At 43.4% G+C, this 24,055-nt stretch carries 19 protein-coding genes; 14 read left to right on the plus strand and 5 right to left on the minus strand.

Annotated elements, in window-relative coordinates:
* Nucleotides 1–2: 2 nt before the first annotated feature.
* The 4 genes from uvrA to TOL2_RS20910 all read left to right on the plus strand — a co-directional run bounded on the left by uvrA (nucleotide 3) and on the right by TOL2_RS20910 (nucleotide 7,897).
* Nucleotides 3–2,945, plus strand: coding sequence for an excinuclease ABC subunit UvrA (uvrA, locus tag TOL2_RS20890; RefSeq protein ID WP_014959266.1), 2,943 nt, complete (start codon nucleotides 3–5; stop codon nucleotides 2,943–2,945).
* Nucleotides 2,946–2,954: 9 nt separating this feature from the next.
* On the plus strand, nucleotides 2,955–3,710 hold the full coding sequence (locus tag TOL2_RS20895) for a phytochelatin synthase family protein (protein ID WP_014959267.1): 756 nt from the start codon (nucleotides 2,955–2,957) through the stop codon (nucleotides 3,708–3,710).
* A 481-nt stretch (nucleotides 3,711–4,191) separates the two neighbouring features.
* A complete protein-coding gene (locus TOL2_RS20905; protein ID WP_014959269.1) occupies nucleotides 4,192–6,918 on the plus strand; it encodes a molybdopterin-dependent aldehyde oxidoreductase in 2,727 nt (908 codons plus the stop codon).
* A gap of 316 nt (nucleotides 6,919–7,234) precedes the next feature.
* Nucleotides 7,235–7,897, plus strand: coding sequence for a DUF4126 domain-containing protein (locus TOL2_RS20910; RefSeq protein ID WP_014959270.1), 663 nt, complete (start codon nucleotides 7,235–7,237; stop codon nucleotides 7,895–7,897).
* Between the two features lie 49 nt (nucleotides 7,898–7,946).
* On the opposite strand, the gene TOL2_RS20915 is transcribed toward TOL2_RS20910, so the two are convergent.
* Complete coding sequence (locus TOL2_RS20915) at nucleotides 7,947–10,052, minus strand: PAS domain-containing hybrid sensor histidine kinase/response regulator (protein ID WP_014959271.1); 2,106 nt, start codon at nucleotides 10,050–10,052, stop codon at nucleotides 7,947–7,949.
* A 544-nt stretch (nucleotides 10,053–10,596) separates the two neighbouring features.
* Between TOL2_RS20915 and mrcB the strand changes: the two genes are divergently transcribed.
* The 3 genes from mrcB (at nucleotide 10,597) to TOL2_RS23885 (ending at nucleotide 15,648) form a co-directional block, all read left to right on the plus strand.
* The gene (gene mrcB, locus TOL2_RS20920) at nucleotides 10,597–12,894 is read left to right on the plus strand and encodes a penicillin-binding protein 1B (RefSeq protein WP_014959272.1); all 2,298 of its coding nucleotides are present in this window, start codon (nucleotides 10,597–10,599) and stop codon (nucleotides 12,892–12,894) included.
* On the plus strand, nucleotides 12,891–13,367 hold the full coding sequence (locus TOL2_RS20925) for a hypothetical protein (RefSeq protein ID WP_014959273.1): 477 nt from the start codon (nucleotides 12,891–12,893) through the stop codon (nucleotides 13,365–13,367). The genes mrcB and TOL2_RS20925 overlap by 4 nt, the downstream gene beginning before the upstream one ends.
* Nucleotides 13,368–13,722: 355 nt before the next feature.
* Nucleotides 13,723–15,648, plus strand: coding sequence for a hybrid sensor histidine kinase/response regulator (locus TOL2_RS23885; RefSeq protein ID WP_014959274.1), 1,926 nt, complete (start codon nucleotides 13,723–13,725; stop codon nucleotides 15,646–15,648).
* 357 nt (nucleotides 15,649–16,005) lie between these two features.
* Here TOL2_RS23885 and TOL2_RS20940 read toward each other — a convergent pair whose 3' ends face one another.
* From TOL2_RS20940 to TOL2_RS20955, 4 genes are all read right to left on the minus strand, one after another.
* Nucleotides 16,006–16,377 carry a YajD family HNH nuclease gene (locus tag TOL2_RS20940; protein ID WP_014959276.1) on the minus strand — a complete coding sequence of 124 codons (372 nt, stop codon included), beginning with the start codon at nucleotides 16,375–16,377 and terminating at the stop codon, nucleotides 16,006–16,008.
* 57 nt (nucleotides 16,378–16,434) lie between these two features.
* Entirely contained in the window at nucleotides 16,435–16,929 is a 495-nt protein-coding gene (gene yjgA / locus TOL2_RS20945; protein ID WP_014959277.1) for a ribosome biogenesis factor YjgA, read from the minus strand.
* Between the two features lie 174 nt (nucleotides 16,930–17,103).
* Nucleotides 17,104–17,964: an aminotransferase class IV gene (locus TOL2_RS20950; protein ID WP_014959278.1), complete on the minus strand. Its 861-nt coding sequence runs from the start codon at nucleotides 17,962–17,964 to the stop codon at nucleotides 17,104–17,106.
* 77 nt (nucleotides 17,965–18,041) lie between these two features.
* On the minus strand, nucleotides 18,042–18,992 hold the full coding sequence (locus TOL2_RS20955; RefSeq protein ID WP_014959279.1) for an AEC family transporter: 951 nt from the start codon (nucleotides 18,990–18,992) through the stop codon (nucleotides 18,042–18,044).
* Nucleotides 18,993–19,585: 593 nt separating this feature from the next.
* Between TOL2_RS20955 and TOL2_RS20960 the strand changes: the two genes are divergently transcribed.
* From TOL2_RS20960 to TOL2_RS20990, 7 genes are all read left to right on the plus strand, one after another.
* Entirely contained in the window at nucleotides 19,586–19,930 is a 345-nt protein-coding gene (locus TOL2_RS20960) for an ArsR/SmtB family transcription factor (RefSeq protein WP_014959280.1), read from the plus strand.
* Nucleotides 19,931–20,005: 75 nt separating this feature from the next.
* On the plus strand, nucleotides 20,006–21,073 hold the full coding sequence (locus TOL2_RS20965; protein WP_051012486.1) for a permease: 1,068 nt from the start codon (nucleotides 20,006–20,008) through the stop codon (nucleotides 21,071–21,073).
* A gap of 144 nt (nucleotides 21,074–21,217) precedes the next feature.
* Nucleotides 21,218–21,451 (plus strand): thioredoxin family protein, encoded by a 234-nt coding sequence (locus tag TOL2_RS20970; RefSeq protein ID WP_014959282.1) that lies wholly within the window; start codon nucleotides 21,218–21,220, stop codon nucleotides 21,449–21,451.
* Nucleotides 21,452–21,551: 100 nt separating this feature from the next.
* Nucleotides 21,552–22,010, plus strand: coding sequence for a putative zinc-binding protein (locus tag TOL2_RS20975; protein WP_014959283.1), 459 nt, complete (start codon nucleotides 21,552–21,554; stop codon nucleotides 22,008–22,010).
* A 160-nt stretch (nucleotides 22,011–22,170) separates the two neighbouring features.
* Complete coding sequence (locus TOL2_RS20980) at nucleotides 22,171–22,587, plus strand: thioredoxin family protein (RefSeq protein ID WP_014959284.1); 417 nt, start codon at nucleotides 22,171–22,173, stop codon at nucleotides 22,585–22,587.
* A gap of 4 nt (nucleotides 22,588–22,591) precedes the next feature.
* Entirely contained in the window at nucleotides 22,592–23,293 is a 702-nt protein-coding gene (locus TOL2_RS20985; protein ID WP_014959285.1) for a cytochrome c biogenesis CcdA family protein, read from the plus strand.
* A 120-nt stretch (nucleotides 23,294–23,413) separates the two neighbouring features.
* Nucleotides 23,414–23,938, plus strand: coding sequence for a (Fe-S)-binding protein (locus TOL2_RS20990; protein WP_014959286.1), 525 nt, complete (start codon nucleotides 23,414–23,416; stop codon nucleotides 23,936–23,938).
* The last annotated feature ends 117 nt before the right edge of the window (nucleotides 23,939–24,055 follow it).

Genomic DNA, 24,055 nt, shown 5'->3' on the forward strand with positions numbered 1-24,055 from the left:
TTATGAAAAACAGCGGTTCAATATGTGTATCACTGATTGAGACAGAAGATGCAGATGAAAGCATCTTGGGTTCAACTTCCAAGGAGCTTGACAGGATTATCGTCAAAGGAGCCAGGGAACATAACCTTAAAAACATTGATGTGGACATCCCCAAAAAAAAGATGGTGGTGTTTACCGGGGTGTCCGGGTCCGGCAAATCCAGCCTTGCATTTGACACCATTTTTGCCGAAGGTCAGCGCAGGTATGTTGAATCGCTTTCCTCCTATGCCAGACAGTTTATCGGACAGATGGAAAAACCCAAGTACGACACCATCCGGGGGCTTTCCCCCACCATTGCCATTGAACAAAAGGCGGCCAGCAAGAACCCCAGATCCACTGTGGGAACCATTACGGAAATTTACGATTACCTCAGAGTGCTGTTTGCCCGGGTCGGGACCCAGTACTGCTGTACATGCGGACAAAAGGTGGGCAGGGGCCATGCCCAGAGCATGGTGTCCCAGATCCTCTCCCTGCCCGACGCCTCAAAAATCCTGATACTTTCTCCAATTGTGGAAAACCGGAAAGGGGAACATAAAGAGCGGCTTGAAGAGCTGAAAAAACAAGGATATGCCAGGGTCAGGGTGGACGGGGTGGTGCAGGATCTTGAAAATGTCCAGACCCTTGCAAAAAATAAAAAGCACCACATAGAAGTGGTGGTGGACCGCCTCAAGGTGACCAATACCCAGGCGTTTGAGAAGCGCTTGACCGATTCGGTGGAGAACGCCCTCAAGTTGGGCAGTGGCCAGATCATTGTTCATATGCTGGGACGCGAAGACCTTAAAATGAGCGAGGCCAGATCCTGTTGCGGTATTGCATACCCGGAACTTGCTCCCCAGATTTTTTCTTTTAACTCCCCTCTTGGCATGTGCCAGGAGTGTAATGGTATTGGAACGCTTCTGTCCATGGACCCGGATAAGATTGTCCCGGACAAAAATTTGAGTATCAGACAGGGCGCAGTTATACCTTGGAAAAATTATTTTATCAAAAATCCCCGGTATGCCAATGACAATTCCTGGGGAATGAGCCAGCTTACGGCCATGGAGCAGCAATGGGGCATCAACTTTGATATTCCCTGGAAAAAACTGCCCAAAAAAGACCGTGATCTTCTTTTGTACGGTTCCAAGAACAAAGAGATGACCGTCAACTGGAATTCACACAAGATCCAGGGTGAATTCACAAGAACCCATGAAGGATTGATCCATACCCTGATCCGGCGGTACAAAACCACTCAGTCGGAAGGACAAAAAAAATATTACGCAAAGTTTATGACGGCCAGCACCTGTCCTGCCTGCCATGGTAGACGCCTGAAAGACGAGGTTCTTAATGTCCATATCCAAGGGCAGTCAATCATGGATGTGACCGCCATGACCGTTAAACAAGCTTATGAGTTTATAAACACACTGAACATGACCGGAAACAAGAGGCTGATTGCCCAGGAACTGCTCAAAGAGATCTCGGACCGGCTGGGGTTCCTGGTAAATGTAGGTCTTGATTACCTGTCCCTTGACCGGAGCGGCCCGACTTTGTCCGGTGGCGAATCCCAAAGAATCCGCCTGGCCTCCCAGGTTGGATCGGAACTGACCGGGGTTCTCTACATTCTGGATGAACCGTCCATAGGCCTTCACCAGCGGGATAATATCAAGCTTTTGCAAACCCTTCATCATCTGCGGGATATCGGTAACACTCTGATTATTGTAGAGCATGACCAGGAAACCATGGAAGAATCAGACTGGATCGTAGATATCGGCCCGGGCGCAGGACACCTTGGCGGTCAGATTGTGGCTCAGGGAACTCCGGAACAGATCCGGCGCAACCCTGCCTCCATAACAGGTCGGTTTTTAACGGGAAAAGAACGGATCAATATCCCGAAAAAAAGAAAAAGCCCTGAAGCCAGAGGCGGCAAATGGATCTCCATTGTCAAGGCAGAAGAAAATAATTTAAAACAGATAACGGCAAATATCCCCCTGGGGCTGCTTGTGGCGGTTACAGGGGTATCTGGTGCGGGAAAATCAACCTTGATCAATCAGATTTTATACCCTGCCCTGGCTGTCAAGCTGCACAATTCTCAAATGACCGTGGGCCGACATGGCAAGATCAAGGGGCTGGCCCATTTGAACAAGATTATCAATATCGACCAGAAGCCAATCGGCAGAACTCCCAGGAGCAATCCTGCAACCTATACAAAGGTGTTTGATCATATCAGGGAATTTTTTGCCCTGCTGCCCGAATCCAAGGCGCGCGGGTACAAAAAGGGACGATATTCTTTTAATGTCAAAGGCGGCCGGTGCGAAGCCTGTAAAGGCGACGGATATATCAAGGTGGAAATGCATTTTCTGGCCGATGTATTTGTTCCATGTGACGTGTGTTGCGCAAAGCGATTCAACCGGGCCACACTTGAAATTGCCTATAAGGATCATTCCATTTCAGATATTCTTGACCTGTCTGTGCTGCAGGCAAGGGATTTGTTTGCAAGTCACCCGAAAATCACAAACATACTGGATACCCTGATGGATGTGGGGCTGTCCTACATTAAGCTGGGACAGGCAGCCACCACCCTTTCCGGCGGGGAAGCCCAGAGAATCAAGCTTGCCAGGGAACTTGCCAAACGGGATACCGGGGACACTCTCTATATCCTTGACGAACCCACAACAGGCCTGCATTTCCAGGACATAAGGCTGTTATTGAAGGTTTTGTCCCGCCTGACAGTCTCGGGCAACACCGTGATCATTATTGAACACAACATGGACGTTATTAAAACTGCCGACTGGATTATTGATCTTGGGCCGGAAGGGGGCAGCAGCGGGGGAGAAATCATTGCTGAAGGTCCACCTGAAAAAATTGCACAATCCTCTAAAAGCCATACCGGCAAGTATTTGAAACAAATATTAAACAATTATAAAAGCTGAAAGAATCTCATGTCTCTTTTTAGATGGGTCATCCGCCCGTATCTGTATAGCCAGTATATGTTTCAGAAGCTTGCCCGGAAAGGCACGTTTGGTGGAGATCAGGCAATTTATGTTAAAACCGCATACAAAAATACTGGTAATGGTTTGAAAGACGGATTGTTCCGTCACCATGTCAAGCAGTTCCATGAAGCCTCCTGCTCGGTGGCATCGGTTGTGTCTGTGGTGAACACCCTTCTTGACAGACAAGGCCATTTGAACGGAACACCGTTATGCCAGCAGGATTTGCTCGAATCTGTTAGAACCGCGCACTGGAAGGAGCGGATGAGTGACAACGGTTATAACGGGCGAAGAGGGCTTCCGCTCCAGACCCTGGGCCAGGTGGTCGAAACCAGCCTCAAAGTATATGGAATTTCATATCAATCACTTGAGACGGTCCAGGCAAGTCGTGATCCAATCAAGTCAAGAAAAATCAAAGACCGTCTGCGCGCCAGGCTTGAACAGTTTGAAACAGCGGGCAATTGCCTGATCATTTCCCATTTTGACCAGGGATGCTTTGTCCGGGATCTTCACATCCCCCATATTTCACCTGTGGGCGGATTTGACCCTGAATCCGGAACCGTGACCCTCCTTGATGTTGATCCGTCCCAAGAATGTCCCTACCAGGTTTCCTTTGATCTGTTTTACAAAGGATTGTCCAGCAATTATAATCCCATCTTCAGAAGATTCGGATATGGAGAAGGCGGATATGTTTTTATCCGGGTTTAAGGCTTATTGTATGAAAATACATTTTTAATGTTTTAAAATCAAACTGTTTTCATGCTTATAGTGGCAGGATAATCAGCTATAGAGAGATATGCAAAAAGATCAACATAAAATGCACTGCTGCATATTTTCTAATCTCAATATGCGATTTTTGCGATCTTAGTAGTCTAAGATTAAAGGGTTTTTGGATGTATTATGCATTACTGCATGCATAATGCACATATGCATGAAGCATTTGTTGTTTCAAACAAATTAATTTTCACGCCATCCCTGTCTTTAAAGGTTTTAAGACTAATACAACCATTCCATTAAAAAACAATCCAAGGCATATAATTTGCTTTATTAATAAAGTTGCCATTGGAGTTGATAAGACTTTCATATCAATGCCACAGCCAGACCGCATGTTTGGCGGTTTTGCCCACAGACATAATGAAAGTCGGGGGGTTTTGTTTGCAAAATTTTTTCTATAAAAAGGAGAATTCATTTGTCTGAAGAATATCTTAACAAAAAAATTTATGTAAACGGCATTCCCCGGACCATAATCGCAGATGCAAAGGCCGGCCTTGCCGAAGTAATCCGGCAGAATCTCGGGCTTACCGGCACAAAAGTGGGCTGCAACAAAGGACAATGCGGTGCATGCAATATTATTCTTAACGGTAAACTGGTACGTTCATGTATTACCAACTGGGATAGAGTTCCAAATAATTCTGTAATTGTTACTATTGAGGGTTTAGGTGATGCAAACAAGCTGCATCCCCTTCAATGGGCTTTTGCAGTGACCGGTGCCATACAATGCGGTTTCTGTACCCCGGGTTTTATTATGAGTGCAAAAGCGCTTCTGGATAAAAATCTTGAGCCGACAAGGCAGGAAGTTCGAACATGGTTTCAAAAACACCGCAATGCTTGCCGCTGCACTGGATACAAACAGATTGTTGATGCTGTCATGGATGCTGCAAAGGTTATCAGGGGCGAGCTTGAAATGAAAGAATTTTCATCTCTTTTAGGTAAAAAAGGCGAAGTATGGGGAACCTCTTATCCAAGACCCAGTGCGGTTTATAAAGCAACCGGCACCTGGGATTTTGGCGAAGATTTCAGGAATAAACTCCCTGATGACACACTTTATGGCGCAATGGTACAATCTAAACTTTCCCATGCCGTCATAAAAAAAATCGACCTGTCAAAGGCTGAAAAAATGCCCGGAGTTTATAAGGTTGTTACGGCAAAGGATGTTAAAGGCACCAATAGAATTACAGGACAGCCGACCTTTTGCCAGGATGGATTTGACCGGCCCATATTTTGTGATGAAAAAATTTTCATGTATGGCGATGTGGTTGCCCTTGTGTGTGCCGACACTCAGAAACATGCGGATGCAGCAGCCAAAGCCGTCATACTTGAGCTTGAAGAACTGCCGGCCTACATGTCCGCCATGGATGCCATTGCAGAGGATTCCATACAAATTCATCCGGGAACCCCAAACCTCTATAATGAAAAAAGAATCGCAAAAGGCGAAGAGACCGCACCCCTCATGGAAAAAGCCGCCCATGTAGTGGAAGGGGATTATTATCTTCAGCGCCAGCCACACCTTGTTATGGAGCCTGATGTCGGATTTGGTTATATTGATGAAAAAGGGCGTCTGACCATTCAGTCAAAAAGTATATGGATCTATTTTCACCAGGCCCAGATGGCTCCGGGGCTTGGACTTGAGGCAAAGAATATCAGAATAATACAGAACAATTCAGGCGGGTCATTTGGATATAAATTAAGTATCACCTGCGAGGCAATCATCGGCGCTGCAGTACTGGCAACGGGAAAACCGGTATTCCTGGCCTATAACATGGCCCAGACCATCAGCTACACCCCCAATCGTTCCCCTTTTGACATGCACATGAAATTAGGTGCGGATAAAAATGGGAAAATCATCGCAATGGAGACAAAATATTATGTGGATCACGGCCCCTATTCTGAGTTCTCAGAGCGCCTCACACAGCGTGGAACACAGTTCATGGGTGCAAACTATGCAATTCCCAATATCCGCGGTATAGGCCATACCGTCTGCACAAACCAGACCTGGGGTTCTGCATTCAGGGCTTTTGGAGCGCCCCAGGCCTATACTGCAACTGAAATTTTAATGGATGAGATGGCAAAAAAGATCGGCATTGATCCCCTTGAGTTTCGCTATATGAATGTGATCCGTGAGGGAGATACCTTTCCTTTTGGGCAAAAACCGGATGTCTATGTTTACCCCCTTATGATAGAAACCATACGGCCAAAATATCAGGCTGCCCTTGAAAAAGCAGAACAAGAATCCACTGAAACGGTTAAAAAAGGCGTGGGCATTGCCCTTGGTGTGTTTGGCGCAACCCATGACGGACCGGATACAGCGGATATTATAATTGAGTTGACCCAAGAGGGCATCACACTTTACAACAACTGGGAAGACCATGGCCAGGGAGCTGATATTGGCGCGCTTGGAACGGCTCATGAAGCTTTACGGGAACTTGGGTTAAAACCCGAACAGATTAAACTTGTGATGAACGATACTGCCCTGGCTCCGAATGCGGGTGCAGCATCGGGAAGCAGTTCCCAGGTTGTAAAAGGCAATGCTATTTTAAACGGGTGTGAGATTCTGCTTGATGCCATGAAAAAAGAAGATGGAAGTTTCAGAACCTATGATCAGATGATTGCCGAAAAAATTCCGGTCCGATATACCGGGACATGGACAAACACCGGCGGCACCATGTGCGATGAGAACTGCCAGGGAAACCCATTTGGGGCATTGATGTACGGCCTGTTTATGCCGGAGGTGGCCGTGGATATTACAACGGGAAAAGTCAAGGTTGAAAAATTCACTTTTGTTTCAGATATCGGAAAAATAAATAACATTGCCAATGTGGAAGGACAGATGTACGGAGGCCTTGCCCAGGGCATCGGCCTTGCTCTGTCTGAAAATTTTGAAAATATTAAAAAGCACTCGTCTTTGAGTGGAGCGGGACTGCCTTATATTGAAGATATTCCAGATGACATGGAACTGATACACCTGGCCGTGCCCAGAAAACAAGGCGGGCCTTTCGGCTCCTCCGGTGTTGGTGAGCTTCCCCTTACAGCGCCCCATCCCGCAATTATAAATGCCATATATAATGCATGCGGCGTTCGCATTCGAAAACTTCCTGCATTACCTGAAAAGATACTCAAAAAATTAAAATCAATGTAAGCAAAGAAATTGTCCGGTTTTTTAATTTTCAACATTGAGTGTCGGTTTTGCGGCAATTTGCATTACCTGCCGGGTTGTAAGCATTAGAAAAATAAAGCTTATAACCCGGCAGAAATCAGGCAAACATTATATGCTGAAATTAATAATCTTGATTTTTTTGAAATTTTCAGTGTCATTGTTCTATAAGAAGGGTTAAAATAAATAATATTTTAAACACGAAGGAGATCAGACAGATGAAAAACAGTGGGCATGATAAAGGCAAAAGCAAGCAGGACTATTGAGTCTCATGAGAATTTTATAGAAAGGACATCGTATTATGGAACAACTTGACCAGATCATTAAAACACTTTCATTGACCATGGGTGCGGCCTGGGCAAGCGGGATCAATTTGTATGCTACAATTCTTGTGCTGGGCTTTCTGGGCTTAACAGACAATATTGTTTTGCCTCAAAAACTTGAAATTCTAATGAACCCCATGGTTATGAGTGCTGCAGGACTCATGTACTGTGTTGAATTTTTTGCAGACAAAGTTCCGGGTGTGGATACGGGATGGGATACGCTTCATACCTTTATCCGTATTCCTGCGGGTGTGCTTCTGGCAGCAGGTGCCGTGGGGGATGTAAACCCTGCGGTTGCCATGGCGGCAGCGATTATGGGCGGCGGCCTTGCAGCCGGCAGTCATGTGACCAAGTCAGGCACCCGTTTGCTGATCAACACCTCGCCGGAACCCTTCAGCAACTGGACCGCATCAATAGTTGAAGATGTCGCTGTTATTGCCGGTGTCTGGGCTGCGTTACAGCACCCCGTAATTTTCCTAGTGCTGCTGGCTGTTTTTATCTGTCTTGCTCTCTGGCTTCTTCCAAAAATCTGGAGCGGAATAAAAAAAATTTTTCGTTTTCTGGGATCTATTTTCAAAAAAAAAACACTTGGTACAATTTCCTCTGATGACAGAACTGCAAAAAAGTCCGGTCAGGTATAGAAGATGATTTTCAAAACAATCTGACCCAGTAAAATTATTCAAGGGTTTGTCAGTCCAGCACCTTGCGGATGGTCTTTGACAGCTCCGCCATGATGATTGGTTTCATGAGACAGGCCCTTATCCCAAGGGTTTTCGCCCTTTTTTCATCCACCAGGGCGCTGTAGCCTGTGGCGATGATAATCGGGATATCGGGACGGATCGCCATTAATTTTTCAGACAATTGAATCCCACTCATATGAGGCATCGTCATGTCGGTTATGACCAGATCAAACCCATGGGGGTTTGACTTGAAAAGCGCCAGTGCGTCAACGGGGTTATTCCTTGTTTCAGGCCTATATCCCATGTAGGTCAGCATCGCTTCAGCCATTTCCACAATAGAGGTTTCATCATCAACAAACAATACTGTTTCACTTCCCAACAAAAATTCTCCGGCGGTATTCTGTTTTGTCTCGGTTTTTTGGGCAGCCACCGGGAAAAGGAGATTGAATACTGCACCTTGGCCGGGCCTGGTGTGAACAAAAATACCGGCATTATGATTCTTAACAATGCCGTGAACGACGGCAAGGCCCAGACCGGAACCTTTGCCCACCTCCTTGGTGGTAAAATAAGGGTCAAAAATCCGGTTCATGATGTCGGGAGCGATTCCCGGACCCGTATCTTTTACGCTTATTTTGACGTGCCTGCCGTTACCCAGGCCGGGATACTTTCTGATTGAAGGGTTCTCAACGGTTTTCACATGCACCGTCAAGGTTCCGCCGGTCTGTTCCATTGCATGAAAAGCGTTGATGCACAGGTTCATCATGATCTGGTTGATCTGAGTCGGATCGGCAAGAATATTTTCATCTGCAGAATGAATATCCTGCACAATTTCAATGGTGGTTGGAATCATTACCCGCAAAAACTTGAGTGCTTCTTTAATGACTAATGCAATTTTTATGGGTCTTTTTTTTGGGTCGGTCTTACGGCTGAAGCTGAGGAGTTGCCTTACAATATTTGTTGCTCTGAGACCGGCTTTCTCGATCTGTTTAAGGTTGGAATAAGCAGGATTACTTTCCTGGGTGTTCATTAAAGCCAATTCTGTGTTTCCCATAATAATACCCAGAATATTATTAAAATCATGGGCAATGCCGCCTGTCAAAGTACCTATGGATTCCATTTTCTGCGCTTGGGCCAATTGTTTCTGAAGCAAATTCTTCTCCAATTCAGCCTTCTTACGTTCAGTAATATCCACATGGGTTCCAACCACCCGGACTGCCTGTCCGTGTTCATCAAAAATCACATTTGCTCTGGAGTGAATATAAATTTTGTGACCTTTTCTATGTTGCATTTGAAACTCTTTTTCAAATCGATCCCGTTTTTTTTCTATTACTTGTTCCAACATTTCCCAACAAGCTTTAATATCTTCCGGTTTTGTAAGCCTTTCCCATTCTGAAAGTTCATTTTTAATTTCATGCGGCTCATACCCCAGCATCCGTTTCCAACCATTGGAGTAGTAAATTTTATTTGTTATGAGATTCCAGTCATAAAGGCCGTCATTTGCAAATTGCATGGCAAGCTCAAATCTTTCCATGCTCTCTTTGAGGGCCATTTCATTATTTTTTTGATCCGTAACATCGTTATAGACCGTAACAACTTCACCGGAAGGAATTTTAAAAACATAATTCTCGTAGTAATTGGAAAATTTTTCATCCTGGTATATTTTTACCGGGTAATAGTCAGGAGTCCCTGTTTCCCAAACCCTTTTAAGGACAGAGATCAGTCCGAAATCATCAACCGTTGGCCGCAGGTCAAAAAGACTTTTGCCCATAACCTGCTCAAGGGTTTGCCCCTCTATCTCCAAGCTTTTTTTGTTAAATCCTTTTATGATATAATCTGACCCTTTTGAACCATCATTGATAACTTCGTAAATGCCACAACCGCTGGTCATGTGATCGAATAACCCACGAAAAAGTTCTTCGCTTTTGGCAAGCTCAGTCTGGTTTTCAAGCAGCTGCTGATTTTTTTTATTGATTTGATATTCCGTTTTTTTTTGTTCAGTGCGGTACAACTCCGTATATTGATGCAAGGCATCCTCTATTTTTTTATGATCAGCTTCTGCTTGTTCTAATTTCCGAATTCTATTTTCCAATTCTTCATAAGTCGGTTTTTCAGTCATGTAATATCCCTTTTTATATCGGAATGCACAATTGATTCTATGGAGTGGAATACTTGTCATGTCCCACATAATTCAAAAAAAATGGCTACAGACATAAAGCGGGACAGTTTGAACCGGTTAATGAGAATCTCCCGGAACGTAAGCCTAAGAAACAGGGTTTTCCAGAAGAGGCTTCTTCTACGGAGTATCCCGGCTTAAGTTTGTAGCCTAAAAGCTATAATGCTTTTAATATTCTATTTAATTGTGATAAAAATCAACTTACAATAGATTATAGTATAAATCAAATTTTAGAGATAAAATTCAACGATATGAGTCGCAATCCATAGCCCAATACAATCAAAACATTCAAGGCGTTACAGCCCGAAACAAATCCTGCAATCTCTGTTCATTCCTCCCAACAAAAGACTGAAGGGTTAAACCCGGGTTTTGACCTTATGCTGATCATCCACCCAAGGATACAGATGGATATTGCTTCTCCCACAATATTTTGATACCCATCTATAATGAATAAACCATGTGCAAAAGGAAGATAAAAAGAAGATAAATGAAAAAATGGTATTTAATATCGGCAGTGTGCCTGCTGGGCCTTGGAATAATTTTTTATGATCATTTTTTAAAATTCAATACAGTTGTAGAAGAAAAGTTCCAGGGCCGGTTATGGGAACTGCCGGCCCGGGTTTATGCCCGCCCCCTGGAACTATACCCGGGCATGCGTCTGGCCCCGGATCTGTTTGAAAAAGAGTTGAACCTCATGGGGTATCAAAATACTGGGAATATGAGTGGATTGGATGCCCCTGGCAAATATGTCCGCACAGCAAACAGGTTTGAACTTTTTTGCCGGCCGTTTAATTTTGGTGATGAACAAATGCCGGAGCGCAGGTTTTATATTAAAATTGAAAATAACCGGGTGGTGAACCTGCAAACTTCCCCGGACCGGACCGACAAAACAATGGAGCGCCTGGACCCGGTCATTGTCGGCGGATTTTATCCGTCATCCATGGAAGACCGCATCCTGGTGACACTTGACCAGACCCCGCCATTACTGGGGAATGCCATCATTTGTGTCGAAGACAAGACCTTTTACTCCCACTATGGAATTGATCCCAAATCAATTTTCAGGGCCATGCTGATCAATTTAAAAAACAGGCGCATGTCCCAGGGTGCCAGCACCATTACCCAGCAACTGGCCAGGAATTTCTTTTTAACCAAAGAAAAAACCTTGATCCGCAAGTTCAATGAGATGATCATGGCTGCCGCACTGGAGCTTAATTACAGTAAAGCCGATATTCTGGAAGCATACATAAACGAGGTCTACCTTGGTCAGGACGGCAACCGGGCCATTCACGGATTCGGGCTGGCCGCTTATTTTTATTTTGGAAAATCCCTGACGGATCTGAGGCCCCATGAAATAGCTTTGCTGGTCGGCATGCTGAAGGGGCCTTCGGTTTATAACCCCAGACGATATCCTGACCGGGCCATGGACCGGCGCAATCTTATTCTGGAGATGATGGAAAAACAGGGACTTGTCTCACAAGCACTGTTAAAAAAATTCCTGGCAGCCCCCCTGGATATTATTGAAAATCCTGTCAGGGGGCATTCCCCGTTTCCGTTTTACCTGGATCTGGTCAAGCGTCAGTTGCTTCAAGAATACAAGGAGGCCGACCTTAAAACCATGGGCATAAGGATTTTCACCACCCTGGATCCCCAGGTTCAACTGGCGGCAGAACACAGCGTGACTGATTTTTTAAAGCAGGCCCCGGCCGGACTGGAAGCCGGTGTCGTGGTCACTGCCAGGGCAAGCAACGAGGTACAGGCCCTGGTGGGAGGGAAAGACTTCAGATACAAGGGTTTTAACCGTGCCCTGGATGCAAAACGACCCATCGGCTCCCTGGTAAAGCCAGCGGTCTTCCTGACGGCACTGGAACGTCCCTCCACCTATACACTGGTCACTCCGGTCGATGACAACCCTGTCAGGGTTCCTAACCCGGACGGCAGTTACTGGAGCCCTGAAAATTTTGATAAAACACACCATGGACAGGTGAAGCTGTACCAGGCCCTGGTTCATTCCTTTAATGTCCCGACCGTCAGGCTCGGCATGAATCTGGGAGTTGAATCCGTTTTAGACACGCTTGAAAAGATGGGACTTGATCATAAGCCGGCTGCCTTTCCTTCGGTTCTTCTGGGCAGCCTTGAAATGTCACCGCTCCAGGTGGCCCAAACCTACCAGACCCTTGCATCCGGCGGTTTTTTTACACCGATCAAATGCATCCGTTCTATTTACAGACCGGACGGTCAGGTACTTCAACGGTATCCGCTGACCATTGAACAGCGTCTTGATCCGGGAGCCGTTTTTTTATTAAACAAAATGCTTCAGGCTGTAGTAAAGGAAGGCACCGGCAAATCACTGAAAAAATGGGTGTCCGATGATCTGGGCATAGCCGGAAAAACCGGCACCACAAATGATCTTAAGGACAGCTGGTTTGCCGGTTTTTCCGGCAACCGGCTGGCGGTCGTGTGGATCGGCCGGGATGATAACCGTTCTGCAGGGCTTACCGGCTCATCCGGGGCTTTGCAGATTTTCGGGCGTCTCATGAGCCGGATTCCAAATGCCCCTCTGGATCTGCAGGCACCTGGAAATGTTGAGTGGGCTGTCATTGATGCCCAAACAGGTTATCTAACCCAAAAGACCTGCCCCGATGCAATGGCGGTTCCCTTTCTCAAAGGATCAACGCCAACCCGTTTGCATTCCTGCACTTCAAAAGCAAAAACCCGATATAATGATCAAGAAACAAAAAAAAAGCCAAACATTTTGATGGACTGGCTGAAAGAGATTTTCAAATGAAGCAGATGCCGTATTTTCAATGGATACTTTGTATTTTTACCACCCTTTTTATGATTTCCTGTTCACAACACCGGGCCTTAGAACCGCCCTCAAACCTTCCTGCTGAAAATTTACCTCAAATCGGAACCCGGCAGCCCGCTTCTCCCCGGAACACCCCCCGGCCAGCAATTCTTTCAAAAATAATTCATACGGCTGAAAATCAACTTAGATCTAATAAACCCGAGGCTGCGTTTCATACTCTGGAGCGCTCCCTTGATATTGACGGCCAGGACCCTCTCATCTGGCATCTTATGGCCAAAGCCCAACAGATGCAGAACAATTTTCAACAGGCAAAATATTTTGCTGAAAAATCCAATGCCATGGCCGCACGCACGCCATCCCTTCAAAAGAAGAACTGGCGAATCATAGGCGATGTACTGAAAAAACAGGGCCGGATGCAGGAAGCCGAAGAGGCCTATGAAAATGCACGGTAAATTATATGAGGACACACCTGCCCGCAGTTTTTGCTGTTTACATGCAGCGAGTTCAGACCTTGTCAAACCGTTCAACCGGCTAATTCAAGGTGAGCGCCCTGAACGGTCAATGGGTATCAGTATTTAACAATCCATCAACGAATTCGCTGTGGTTGGGGGCGACGATTATTTGTTACCGACAATTGCCGGTGTCAATTAAAAACATTTTGTATTTTATAATACTTATGATAATATCACATAATCTGAAAATTATTCCTACTGAATTAGAAGAATTGCAATCTTCTGCTCTGTTGTGATCGAACCGGCAAGATCGCTTGCCTGAAAAAAATAAGATTAACCTCTGGAAAAATAAATTATGGAAAATTATATTCATGATATATTGAAGCCCGATCTTTTGGATCAACTGCCGATACCTATTGCGTTTCACAGTCTGAATTTTACCATCCCATGGGCAAACAAAGCATATCAGAAGGCTATTCATCTAACCAATCATAAAATAAAGGGGCAAAAATGTTACATGACCTGGGGACAAAAAAAGCCCTGCAGTCTCTGCCCTGTAAAGACTTCCATTGAGGTCGGTGAACCCACCGGGATGGAATTGACATCTTCAGGTGATAATCATTGGCACGGAAGCAGGCTCTTCTGGATGACAAAATGTTTACCGGTAAGAGATAAAACGGGAAATATCCTTGGCGTGTTTGAAATTTCCTTTGAGGCCGCAAACAAAAACAACACAGAGATGGCCCTTCGAAAAAGCGAAACCATCCTTAAAGAGGCGCAGTATCTGGCGAAAATAGGCTCGTGGGACCTTGACCTGAAGACAAACTGCCTGACCTGGTCCGATGAAATATTTCGCATCTTTGAAGTTGACCCTGCCGGCTTTGGTGCTTCTTATGAAGCATTTATAGATATGGTCCATCCCGATGACAAAACATCGGTTGATGTTGCCTACAAGGCCTCTATCAAAACCAGGATTCCCTATTCCCTATGCCATCGCCTGTTATTGCGGAACGGGCGGATAAAGTATGTCCATAATCGGTGTAAGACCTATTATGCCGCTAATGGAGAACCCGTTCGCTCCATTGGGACGGTACAGGATATCACCCGGCGCAAACAAGCGGAACTGGAGTACAAAAATCTGCAGGAACAATATATGCAAGCCCAAAAAATGGAATCCATCGCAAGGCTTGCCAGTGGTGTTGCCCATGATTTCAATAATATGCTGTTCGTTATTCTGGGGAACATGGATATGATCCTTGATCACATGGAGATCTCCCATCCGCTCCACGATGCCCTGAAAGATGTGAAAACCGCAGCCCTGCGGTCAGCTGAGCTTGTTCGTCACCTGCTTGCCTTTGCTCGGCGTCAGACCATTATTCCCCAAACTCTGAACTTAAATGATGTGATTGGAAACATGATTAAAATGATGAAACGGCTGATTGGTGAAAATATTGATCTGGTCTGGATACCGGGGGCTGAGCTGGGACGGATTAAAATGGACCCATCCCAGGTCGATCAAGTATTGGCAAATCTATGTGTCAATGCCCGGGATGCCATCTCCGATATAGGCAAAATCACCATTGAGACTCACAATGCCACTTTCACCGAAGCCTATTGTGCGGAACACCTTGACTTTTATCCCGGATCATATGTCATGCTGGCCGTCAGCGATGATGGGTGTGGAATGAACCAGGAAACTTCCACCCGTATTTTTGAGCCGTTCTTTACGACCAAGGAAGAAGAAAAAGGAACCGGCTTAGGCCTTGCAACAGTTTACGGTATTGTTAAGCAGAATGGCGGATTTATTAATGTTTACACCGAGCCGGACAACGGCACGACTTTCAAACTTTACTTTTCAGTGCATGAATCCGAAACCAAGTCAAATAGAATTGAACCGGAACTGCATCCCCCACGCGGTAATGGAGAAAAAATTCTGCTTGTGGAAGATGAAACCGCTTTCCTCAAAACAGGCAGAAAAATGCTGGAGGCGATTGGATATCAGGTTTTGACCGTTAACAGTCCCATGGATGCACTTAAGCTGGCAAACAACTATTCAGGATCAATTGATCTGCTGATCACCGACATTGTGATGCCCGAGATGAAGGGTCAGGATCTGGCGGCCACCCTTAAAACCATATGGCCTGGTCTTAAAACACTTTTTATATCCGGGTACACCGCTGATGTCATTTTGCACCATGGGGGCCTTGACAAAGGCGTTGCATTCCTTCAAAAACCGTTCTCAAAAACAGAACTGGCCCTTAAGATAAATAATATCATTTGAGTGTACCTTTTTTAAAGGCCGCCCCATACTTCAACCTCACTGACGGTCGAGCGTCAATTCCTGCACTGACAAGAGCAGATTCTTTCATGCTTTCTTTATAACGGGACAAATTTTTTTTATCAGACAAAATTACCCCCATTTTCTTCAGCAGGAATTTAAGATTGCTTACTGCATAATTTCTTATCAGGACGGATTTGGAAAAAAACGGCCAATACCGGAACGATTCCAATTAAGGGATTGAAATATCTGGATTGTTTAATAATTTAAACCTTCTGCTTTTCATTTTAATGCTACCATTGAGCTTCAAAATTCTCAATATCAAAATGATTGACAGAAGATGCCGTAGCATTGATTTTCCTAATCAAGTTTCCCTTTTAATAAATCTCCCAGTCCGGCAAACGGATTGGTGGTGCCCCCTTTTTCAGATGACCTGTCAGACGGCTCGTCTGAATAGGCATCGGCAACCTGATCCCGGGAATGTTCATTGTCATGGCAGTAAATGCACAACAGCTCCCAATTGCTGCCGTCTGGAGGATTGTTGTCATGATTATGGTCTTTATGGTGTACGGTCAGCTCCCTCAGGCGTTTCCCTTCGAACTCGCGACCACAATGAGCGCAGATCCAGGGGTACATTTTAAGCGCACGCTCCCTATAGGTTTTTTCACGCTCAAGCCGGCTTGTTTGAACCTCTGAAATAATACGTTTGATATTGTTATCATCTTTTGACATATATGGTGCCCTCCTGTTTTTTAATCCCAAATTACCTGAAAAAGTATCATCAATTGTTTATTTGCCGTTCATGCTCTTCATAATTAGTTGTTCTAATGCCTTTAAGGATTTGGAAGATTTACCTGTTGTTTTCTCTTTTTTGACATTTCTCATAAGTTGCCTCAGTCTCTGATGATCCAGTCCAGGACAGGCACAAATAAACTCTTCCATGACAGCCGGGTCATCCGTTAATAGCCTGTCCAGCCACATCCGGGTCTTTTTGACAATTTCAGATTCAATGGGAAGGTTGGCATCGGTTTGCATCAATGCATGACGGATTGGTTCCGGGTCCACATCCCGCATCAAGGTTCCGATAAATTGCCTCTGCCTTCTGCCTGCAATCTTCGATTTAATAGATCTGGCTTCTATCAGTGCATCCCGCAGATCATCGGGAAGCTCCATGCGTTCCAATTGCCGTATAGGAAGTTTGATGAGCTGTTCTCCTAGTTTCTGGAGTTTTTCAGCCTCTTTTTTTATCTGTGTTCTACTCTTGTCTTGAATATCTTTTTCCATGGTTTCCGCCGATAATAAAAGCCTGAAATATCAGGCTGTAAAATTATAAAATATAGGACAGGACATCCGTTTTTGTCAAGGAAACTACGATGGTATTGCAAGCTGCCAACAAGTAAATGGTGGATCTGTATATCATTCTCAAGCAGGCCTTGTAAGCCCATTTGAAAAGAGTTGTCAATCATTGACATATACTTTTCTTGCTCTCTTGAGTCTTTTACTGACATATCCGGCGATTTTTTTTTCATACTCTGCAACGATTTTGCGGATCAGAGGAATGTTCGGTGAATCAAGTTGAGTATTACCAATAGAGCGTACCGGGGTGACATCCACTGTCGTGCCGGTAATAAAGGCTCCCTGGATATCGGCAAGATTCCTGGTATGGACTGTTTTTTCCAACACTTCCAATCCAAGCCGGCTGCAGATTTGCATCACATGAGTTCGTGTCACACCCTTTAGTACGCTTCCGGCAGGTGAGGTGTAGAGTTTGTTGTCTTTTCCCATAAAAAAAACATTGGAGCGTGAGCCTTCAGTGATGTGCCCGGATTCATTAACGAGCAGGGCTTCATAAGCGTTTGACGACTCTCTAACCGCCTTAACCTGCTCTCTAAAAGAGCCTTTTATGGTCTTAATGTTTGGACAAATCCGTTCTCCTGAGAATAAAATGGTATGAACACCTTCCAAACGGGCCTTGCTGTCCAAAAATTCAGCAGGGATAAAATAAGCCAGAAATATTTCTTTTTCGTTCATCAAGGCTGATACCAGCTTAACGTTGCCATGGTCGCATTTGTTTTTTTCGACCAGGTCTGCAATATTATGCAGAATCTCTGCTTCTTTTTTTGGAATCCGGGTTCCGACAAGGGAGGCTGACATCACAAATCTTTCCAAATGCGCCTCGAAAAAAAGAGGTATACCCTGGCGAACCTGCATCACTTCATAGATGGCCGTAGCTGGAACCTTGTCAAAAATCGCCATATCCGCAGTGGACTTTATGATTTGGTTTGCAACAAAAAAATTGTGAATCGCTTCTCTTTTCATAACCGTTTCTCGCTTTCAACCTATTGATTTTTTAATATTATTTGGCCTGACAGGGGATTGCCAAATTCATGCCAATGCTAACCCACCGTATATTGCCAGGCGGCAATCCACAATGGCATCATCAGTATGCAGATCAAATACTGTATAAACATCATGCTGCTTATGGATTGGGTGTCACCTCCATAATTTTTAACTATTAGAATCAGATTGGTTGCCGGGGGTGCTGCCGCCTGTATCATCATCAGGCTGCAAAACAAAGGCATTGAAATATAAAATTTTCCATAATAAAGAATTGCGAAAACAGTTGAAGGCACCAGAACAAATTTTACCGCCGTTACAATTAAAATATCTCTTAATGGCGGCATATCTTTAAATGAAATTGATCCAATGGTGGCTCCCAGAATAAAAACTGCCAATGGGACTGTGGCCTGGCCAAGCAAATCAATGGATGCAATTACAGATTTTGGTATAAAAGTTGAAAGATGTGTAAAAACGGCTGCAACGGAAATAAAAATAGCAACAAAAGGGGGAGTGATAAAATCCTTCCAATGAATTCTGCTCTCTTTTTTTCCTGAGATCATAACCTTTCCTATACTCCACATGACGGGAGTTAAACCCAGCACAAGAAGAAAACAATACAAAGCAAACAGATCGAACTGATCGGCAAAAAGAATCTGACCAATGGGAAGAACTATATAAACGGCATTCTGCATGCTGGACAGTATCATTAAAGGTTTCTTCTCCGGTTTCAGTTGAAAAGCAAGTCCACTGAAAGCAAGCCCGATCATAACAATTAAAATTCCAGACACAGGCAGAATCCACAAGTTTGTAAAGTTTTCAGGATGAAACCGGATTAATGTTTTAGCAATGATCAGGCAGGGAAGAAATATATTTACAGTAACAACTGATAAAGCTTGAATCTGTGATTTTGAGACAATATTCCTTCTGACCAGAATGCCTGCGGCAAATGAAATAAGAAACAATTGAAAAATTGCACTAAAAACGGTTATTCCTGTTTGTATAAACATGTATCCGCCTGTTTGCATGTGTTTTATCACACAAAATTTATTTTGAAACTTTTGTCGGACAAATCCATAACAGCACTCATAAATCGCAACTGCTGTATGAGGCTATATATTTTAAGTCTTTATGATTGTCATTCATAGTGCATATTTCCATCCAATTGCATATTTCTGAATATTTCCATCCAGAATGATTATTATTTGTCCGCAGTCCGTTATTATATAATATTTAAGTTGGAAAATCTTTGTTTTTAAAGCAAGTATGTCTTTGTTTCTTTTATTTAAACATCAAAATCACAACCATAACAATCTTTTTGTATGGCTGATGGTCATCTCCAATGTAATACGAGCATCAATAACGGTCTCTTTGTTATAAAATTTTGAATCTTTGTTGTTTTTTAATTTTATTTTTAATTCTATTGTTTGACAATATGAGTTCAAATCGATATATTCTATTCTAACGATTCAATAAAGAGGTTTTATGCAAAGCATTATACGAATCAAATTCAAAAAACATAAAACCTTTATTGCAGGGTTTGAAAACACCTTAAAAGAATCAGGCCCTAACAGAATCAGCAATTGACAGGCAGGAGATAATCATGAAAACGTTCATTAGAGTTATGAAAGCATTATCAGATCCTAACCGGGTTAAAATGATGAAAATGCTTCAAACACGTCCCTTATGCGTATGTGAAATAAAAGAAGCACTCGGCATTGCCCAGTCCACCGCCAGCAAACATTTAAAAATTCTTGAAGATGCTGAACTGGTAAGAAGCTTTAAGGATGGTTTGTGGGTGAACTATTCTCTTTCCGACGGAAGTAAATCGCCCTATTCAGCCAGCATGATTGGAAACTTGAAACATTGGCTGGATAATGAATCGGAAATACAAAAGTTGAATCAAATCCTGCCGGGTATTGATCGTCATGAAATTGTTGGAAAATAATTGAATATCAAAAACTATACATTTATATAGTATCGTTAAATGACCACATATAATAAAGATAGGATAGAAGAAATCATGAATTTAAAAGTTGCCAAAACCCCTTCGGCTGGGAAAAAAGAAAATATAATGATGGGTCTTAATTTGATGATGGGGGCAGCAGGTGTATACCTGTGGTGGCTTATTTACAAAGCTCTCCCCGGCTTGTCCAAATGGCTCTCATACAATCTGTTGAACATTGAACAAGGCTCCCACCTGGGCGCTTCTGTTGAATTTTTTCTTTATGACACGCCAAAAGTCATGATGCTGTTATTTTTGGTCGTTTTCGGTGTCGGAATTATCAGAAGTTTTTTTACACCGGAAAAAACCAGGGCATTTCTTTCAGGGAAAAGTGAGTTTGCCGGCAATGTTTTTGCCGCGTTATTAGGGATTATCACACCTTTTTGTTCATGTTCCGCTGTTCCGCTATTTATTGGTTTTGTTACGGCTGGAGTTCCCTTAGGCGTTACTTTTTCTTTTTTGATTGCCGCACCCATGGTCAATGAAATCGCCCTGGGACTTCTTTATGGTCTTTTAGGCTGGAAAGTGGCGGCCATCTATATGGGGACGGGTCTTTTTATCGCCATCATTGCCGGTTGGGTGATCGGCCGTTTAAAACTTGAACATCATATTGAGGATTGGGTCACTCAGGCCAATATGGCCGACATTAATATTGAAGATGAAAAAATGACCTGGAACGACCGGTTTGTATATGGATGGGATGCCGTAAAAGAGATCATCGGAAGGGTCTGGATTTATGTGATTATTGGTATTGGCGTAGGAGCCGGAATTCACGGGTTTGTCCCTGAAGGGGTGATGGCCTCAATTATGGGCAAAAGCTCCTGGTGGTCTGTTCCCCTGTCTGTTCTTATCGGTGTTCCGATGTACTCAAATGCTGCCGGCGTCATCCCGGTTGTTGAGGCACTTTTAGGCAAAGGAGCCGCCCTGGGTTCTGTACTGGCGTTCATGATGAGTGTCATTGCACTGTCCTTACCTGAAATGGTGATTTTGCGGAAAGTATTAAAGCCTAAACTTATTGCCGTATTCATCAGTGTTGTTGCTTGCGGCATCCTTTTTGTAGGGTATTTATTTAATTTGATTTTATAAAAAATACAACTGAACAACTGCCACTGGCAGATCTGGTCTTTCGCTCAGATTTGCCCACAACAAAACATGAAAGTTGCTGTTTGGATTTTTTGAAGACTTTCATATAAAAATTGAAACAATCATAAATTTAAAAGGAGTTTTATCATGGAAATAAAAGTATTAGGTCCTGGCTGTGCCAAATGCAACAAAACTGAAAAACTGGTTCAAGAAGTGATCAAAGAAACCGGAGCAGATGCAAGTGTAGAAAAAGTCACCGATATGATGCAGATTGCTTCTTACGGTGTGTTTGGCACACCGTCGATCATTGTGGACGGAGAGGTCAAATGCAGTGGCAAAGTGCCCAAAAAAAAGGATATCAAAACCTGGATCGGAAAATAGATCAAAAAAAATATGAAAAACATACGCAATTGCTTAACATCGTGTGTGTTTAATATGTTTTTTAAAAGAAAACAAAATTCTTTGGTAAAGGAGATAAATCATGTCCCAGGAAAACTGTGCTTGTTCAAAAGACATCATGATTTTTGCTTGCTCCGGAGCGTCCAATCTTGGGCAACTTGCGAACCAAGCCGCTGTTGAATTGACTCAGGAAGGCTTTGGAAAAATGTTTTGCCTTGCTCAAATCGGGGCAAATATTGGCAAATATGTCCAGTCCGCTAAGGTTATGGATGAAATAGTTGTCATTGACGGGTGTGAAAAAGCATGTGGAAAAACTGTTCTTGAAAATGCCTTGATGCACATGAAAAAACATATAGTGATCTCCCGGTTGGGAATTAAAGAAAAAAACAATTTTTTTAACAATCCTGATGACCTGGCGGCATTAAAACACAAGGTAAAACTTGCTTTTCCATATCCTATTAAAGTTACTTTTCCATCGTCAACACCGCTTTCACCAGGAGACAGGGCAAAATCAAGGCAGTTAGGCGGCAAGTGCTGCTGACAATTATTACCGATCCTGGAATCGAAAAAAAAATAAGAATTCAAATATATACCGCCAGTACCTTGAAACGATTAACGACCATGACATATTTAGCTGCCACAACAAAAAACAAAAGAATCTGTAAGATAATTACAGCGATTTTACCAAAGGAAAATAAACAATGATACATATCCCTAAACAATTGAGTCTGCTGTGTATTATTCTGATACTATGCTTTACCTTCCATACAGGTGTGTTTGCAGAAGATTTTTCAAATGTGCCAGCCAAAGGAAAAGTGACAATGATTGATCTGGGTGCAACAACATGTCTTCCATGTAAAATGATGGCTCCAATTCTTGTCAAACTTGAAAAGGCTTACAGGGGCAAGGCGGATATCATTTTCATTGATGTAAAGTATAATCGTCAGCAGGCATCAAGATTTAAAATCCGGGCAATTCCAACCCAGATTTTCTTTAATGAGCAAGGAGAAGAAGTTTACCGTCATGTGGGATTTTTAAATGAAAAATCCATAATCGAACAAATGGCACAAATGGCACAAATGGGTATAGAAAAACCAGACCCGGCAAGCAAAGGATAATTTAATGTTGGATACGTTATTTTTAACGGTTAACCAATGGATGACCGGCGGGACTGCCTTTGCCGCATTTGGATGCTTTTTATGGGGCTTGATCAGCGTGCTGTTCAGTCCATGCCACCTTGCTTCAATTCCCCTGATAGTCGGATATGTCGGTGGCCAGGAAAAAATGATCAATCCCAGGCAGGCAGGATTGTATTCAGTCTTGTTCACATCGGGTCTTTTTCTTACAATCGCCTTGATCGGTTTTATTTGTGCCTTGCTTGGAAGAATGCTGGGGGATGTGGGAAACTATTGGCAGATTCTGATCGGTATTATTCTGATTTGGGTTGCACTGGGAATATTAGGCGTTGAAAAATGTTCAATGTCCGGAAGTCTGCTATACAAACTGAATCTGAAAGGTAGGTTTGGTGCCTTTGCACTGGGCCTTGCTTATGGCGTTCTGTCAGGATCTTGCACCTTTGGTTTCATTGCTCCTATTTTGGCTATAATCACTGTACAGGAAAAAATAGCTACTGGTGTTCTCTATATTCTCCTCTTTGCTTTGGGACACTGCCTTCCCATTGTAATTGCAGGAAGCTCGACAGCCGCCGTAAAGAAGCTGCTTGAAAACAGTGCATGGAACGGGATAGGAATATGGTTTAGAAAAATTTCCGGATCAACCATAGCGGTTTTAGGAGTTTATTTTATTATCACTCCCTTTTTTTAAATAACGGCCATGGCAGATTAAACTGCCACAGCAAAGCATGAAAGATATTTAATTCCATCAGGTTAGAAATTCTTTCATATAAATTGTTCAACATTCAAAAAACAGGAGGAATACGGCATCATGCTTTTAAAGAAATATACTTTGGAAATATTCAAATCAAAGTGTCAGGCCGATGCAAAAGGTGTGCATTGCTTTGCACACCTGGAACAGGATGTAAGTGATACTATCCCGTATCTGAACACAGTTCTCGGCGGATTTGAATACCTGTCCGATCCACCGGCGGTTACATTCAAAGCTCAAGGCAAGCTGATTACGGTCCACGGACGAAAGATTGCAGTTAATGCACTAAAAGATGAAAAAGAAGCAAGAAAAATTGTTGAGTGGCTGAAAAATGAAATCAACACTGTCTGGGAGACAAAAGATGATATTGAACCATGCTACACAGGAATGCCAAGGCCGGGTATCATTGAAATCCTGAAGCTGTTGCCAAAAACCAACTGTAGAGAATGCAATGAAGCCACATGCATGGTTTTTGCCACAAAAATCGCCGAAGGTGCCAAAGGGCCTGAGGACTGTCCCCGGTTGGGAGAAGATGAAAATAAAAAATTAACTGAATATATGAGCCAATTCAATTTAGATCTGTAAACAAACGTTGATTATAGATATTTTCAATACATTTTGATTTTCGCAGTCTTATTAACGATTTGATTTACTGTTTAAACCTTATTAAAGGAGTGTAAAAAATGTAATCTATCGAAAAAA

It is taken from the genome of Desulfobacula toluolica Tol2, from assembly GCF_000307105.1.
GTDB classification, from domain to species: Bacteria; Desulfobacterota; Desulfobacteria; order Desulfobacterales; family Desulfobacteraceae; genus Desulfobacula; species Desulfobacula toluolica.

Coding starts and splice junctions, on each gene's coding strand:
- TOL2_RS20975 (WP_014959283.1), top strand. CDS start 21,552: ATGTCCCAGGAAAACTGTGCTTGTTCAAAAGACATCATGATTTTTGCT.
- yjgA (WP_014959277.1), bottom strand. CDS start 16,929: ATGGAAAAAGATATTCAAGACAAGAGTAGAACACAGATAAAAAAAGAG.
- TOL2_RS20955 (WP_014959279.1), bottom strand. CDS start 18,992: ATGTTTATACAAACAGGAATAACCGTTTTTAGTGCAATTTTTCAATTG.
- TOL2_RS23885 (WP_014959274.1), top strand. CDS start 13,723: ATGGAAAATTATATTCATGATATATTGAAGCCCGATCTTTTGGATCAA.
- TOL2_RS20915 (WP_014959271.1), bottom strand. CDS start 10,052: ATGACTGAAAAACCGACTTATGAAGAATTGGAAAATAGAATTCGGAAA.
- TOL2_RS20970 (WP_014959282.1), top strand. CDS start 21,218: ATGGAAATAAAAGTATTAGGTCCTGGCTGTGCCAAATGCAACAAAACT.
- mrcB (WP_014959272.1), top strand. CDS start 10,597: ATGAAAAAATGGTATTTAATATCGGCAGTGTGCCTGCTGGGCCTTGGA.
- TOL2_RS20960 (WP_014959280.1), top strand. CDS start 19,586: ATGAAAACGTTCATTAGAGTTATGAAAGCATTATCAGATCCTAACCGG.
- TOL2_RS20990 (WP_014959286.1), top strand. CDS start 23,414: ATGCTTTTAAAGAAATATACTTTGGAAATATTCAAATCAAAGTGTCAG.
- TOL2_RS20950 (WP_014959278.1), bottom strand. CDS start 17,964: ATGAAAAGAGAAGCGATTCACAATTTTTTTGTTGCAAACCAAATCATA.
- TOL2_RS20940 (WP_014959276.1), bottom strand. CDS start 16,377: ATGTCAAAAGATGATAACAATATCAAACGTATTATTTCAGAGGTTCAA.
- TOL2_RS20895 (WP_014959267.1), top strand. CDS start 2,955: ATGTCTCTTTTTAGATGGGTCATCCGCCCGTATCTGTATAGCCAGTAT.
- TOL2_RS20925 (WP_014959273.1), top strand. CDS start 12,891: ATGAAGCAGATGCCGTATTTTCAATGGATACTTTGTATTTTTACCACC.
- uvrA (WP_014959266.1), top strand. CDS start 3: ATGAAAAACAGCGGTTCAATATGTGTATCACTGATTGAGACAGAAGAT.
- TOL2_RS20985 (WP_014959285.1), top strand. CDS start 22,592: ATGTTGGATACGTTATTTTTAACGGTTAACCAATGGATGACCGGCGGG.
- TOL2_RS20980 (WP_014959284.1), top strand. CDS start 22,171: ATGATACATATCCCTAAACAATTGAGTCTGCTGTGTATTATTCTGATA.
- TOL2_RS20965 (WP_051012486.1), top strand. CDS start 20,006: ATGAATTTAAAAGTTGCCAAAACCCCTTCGGCTGGGAAAAAAGAAAAT.
- TOL2_RS20910 (WP_014959270.1), top strand. CDS start 7,235: ATGGAACAACTTGACCAGATCATTAAAACACTTTCATTGACCATGGGT.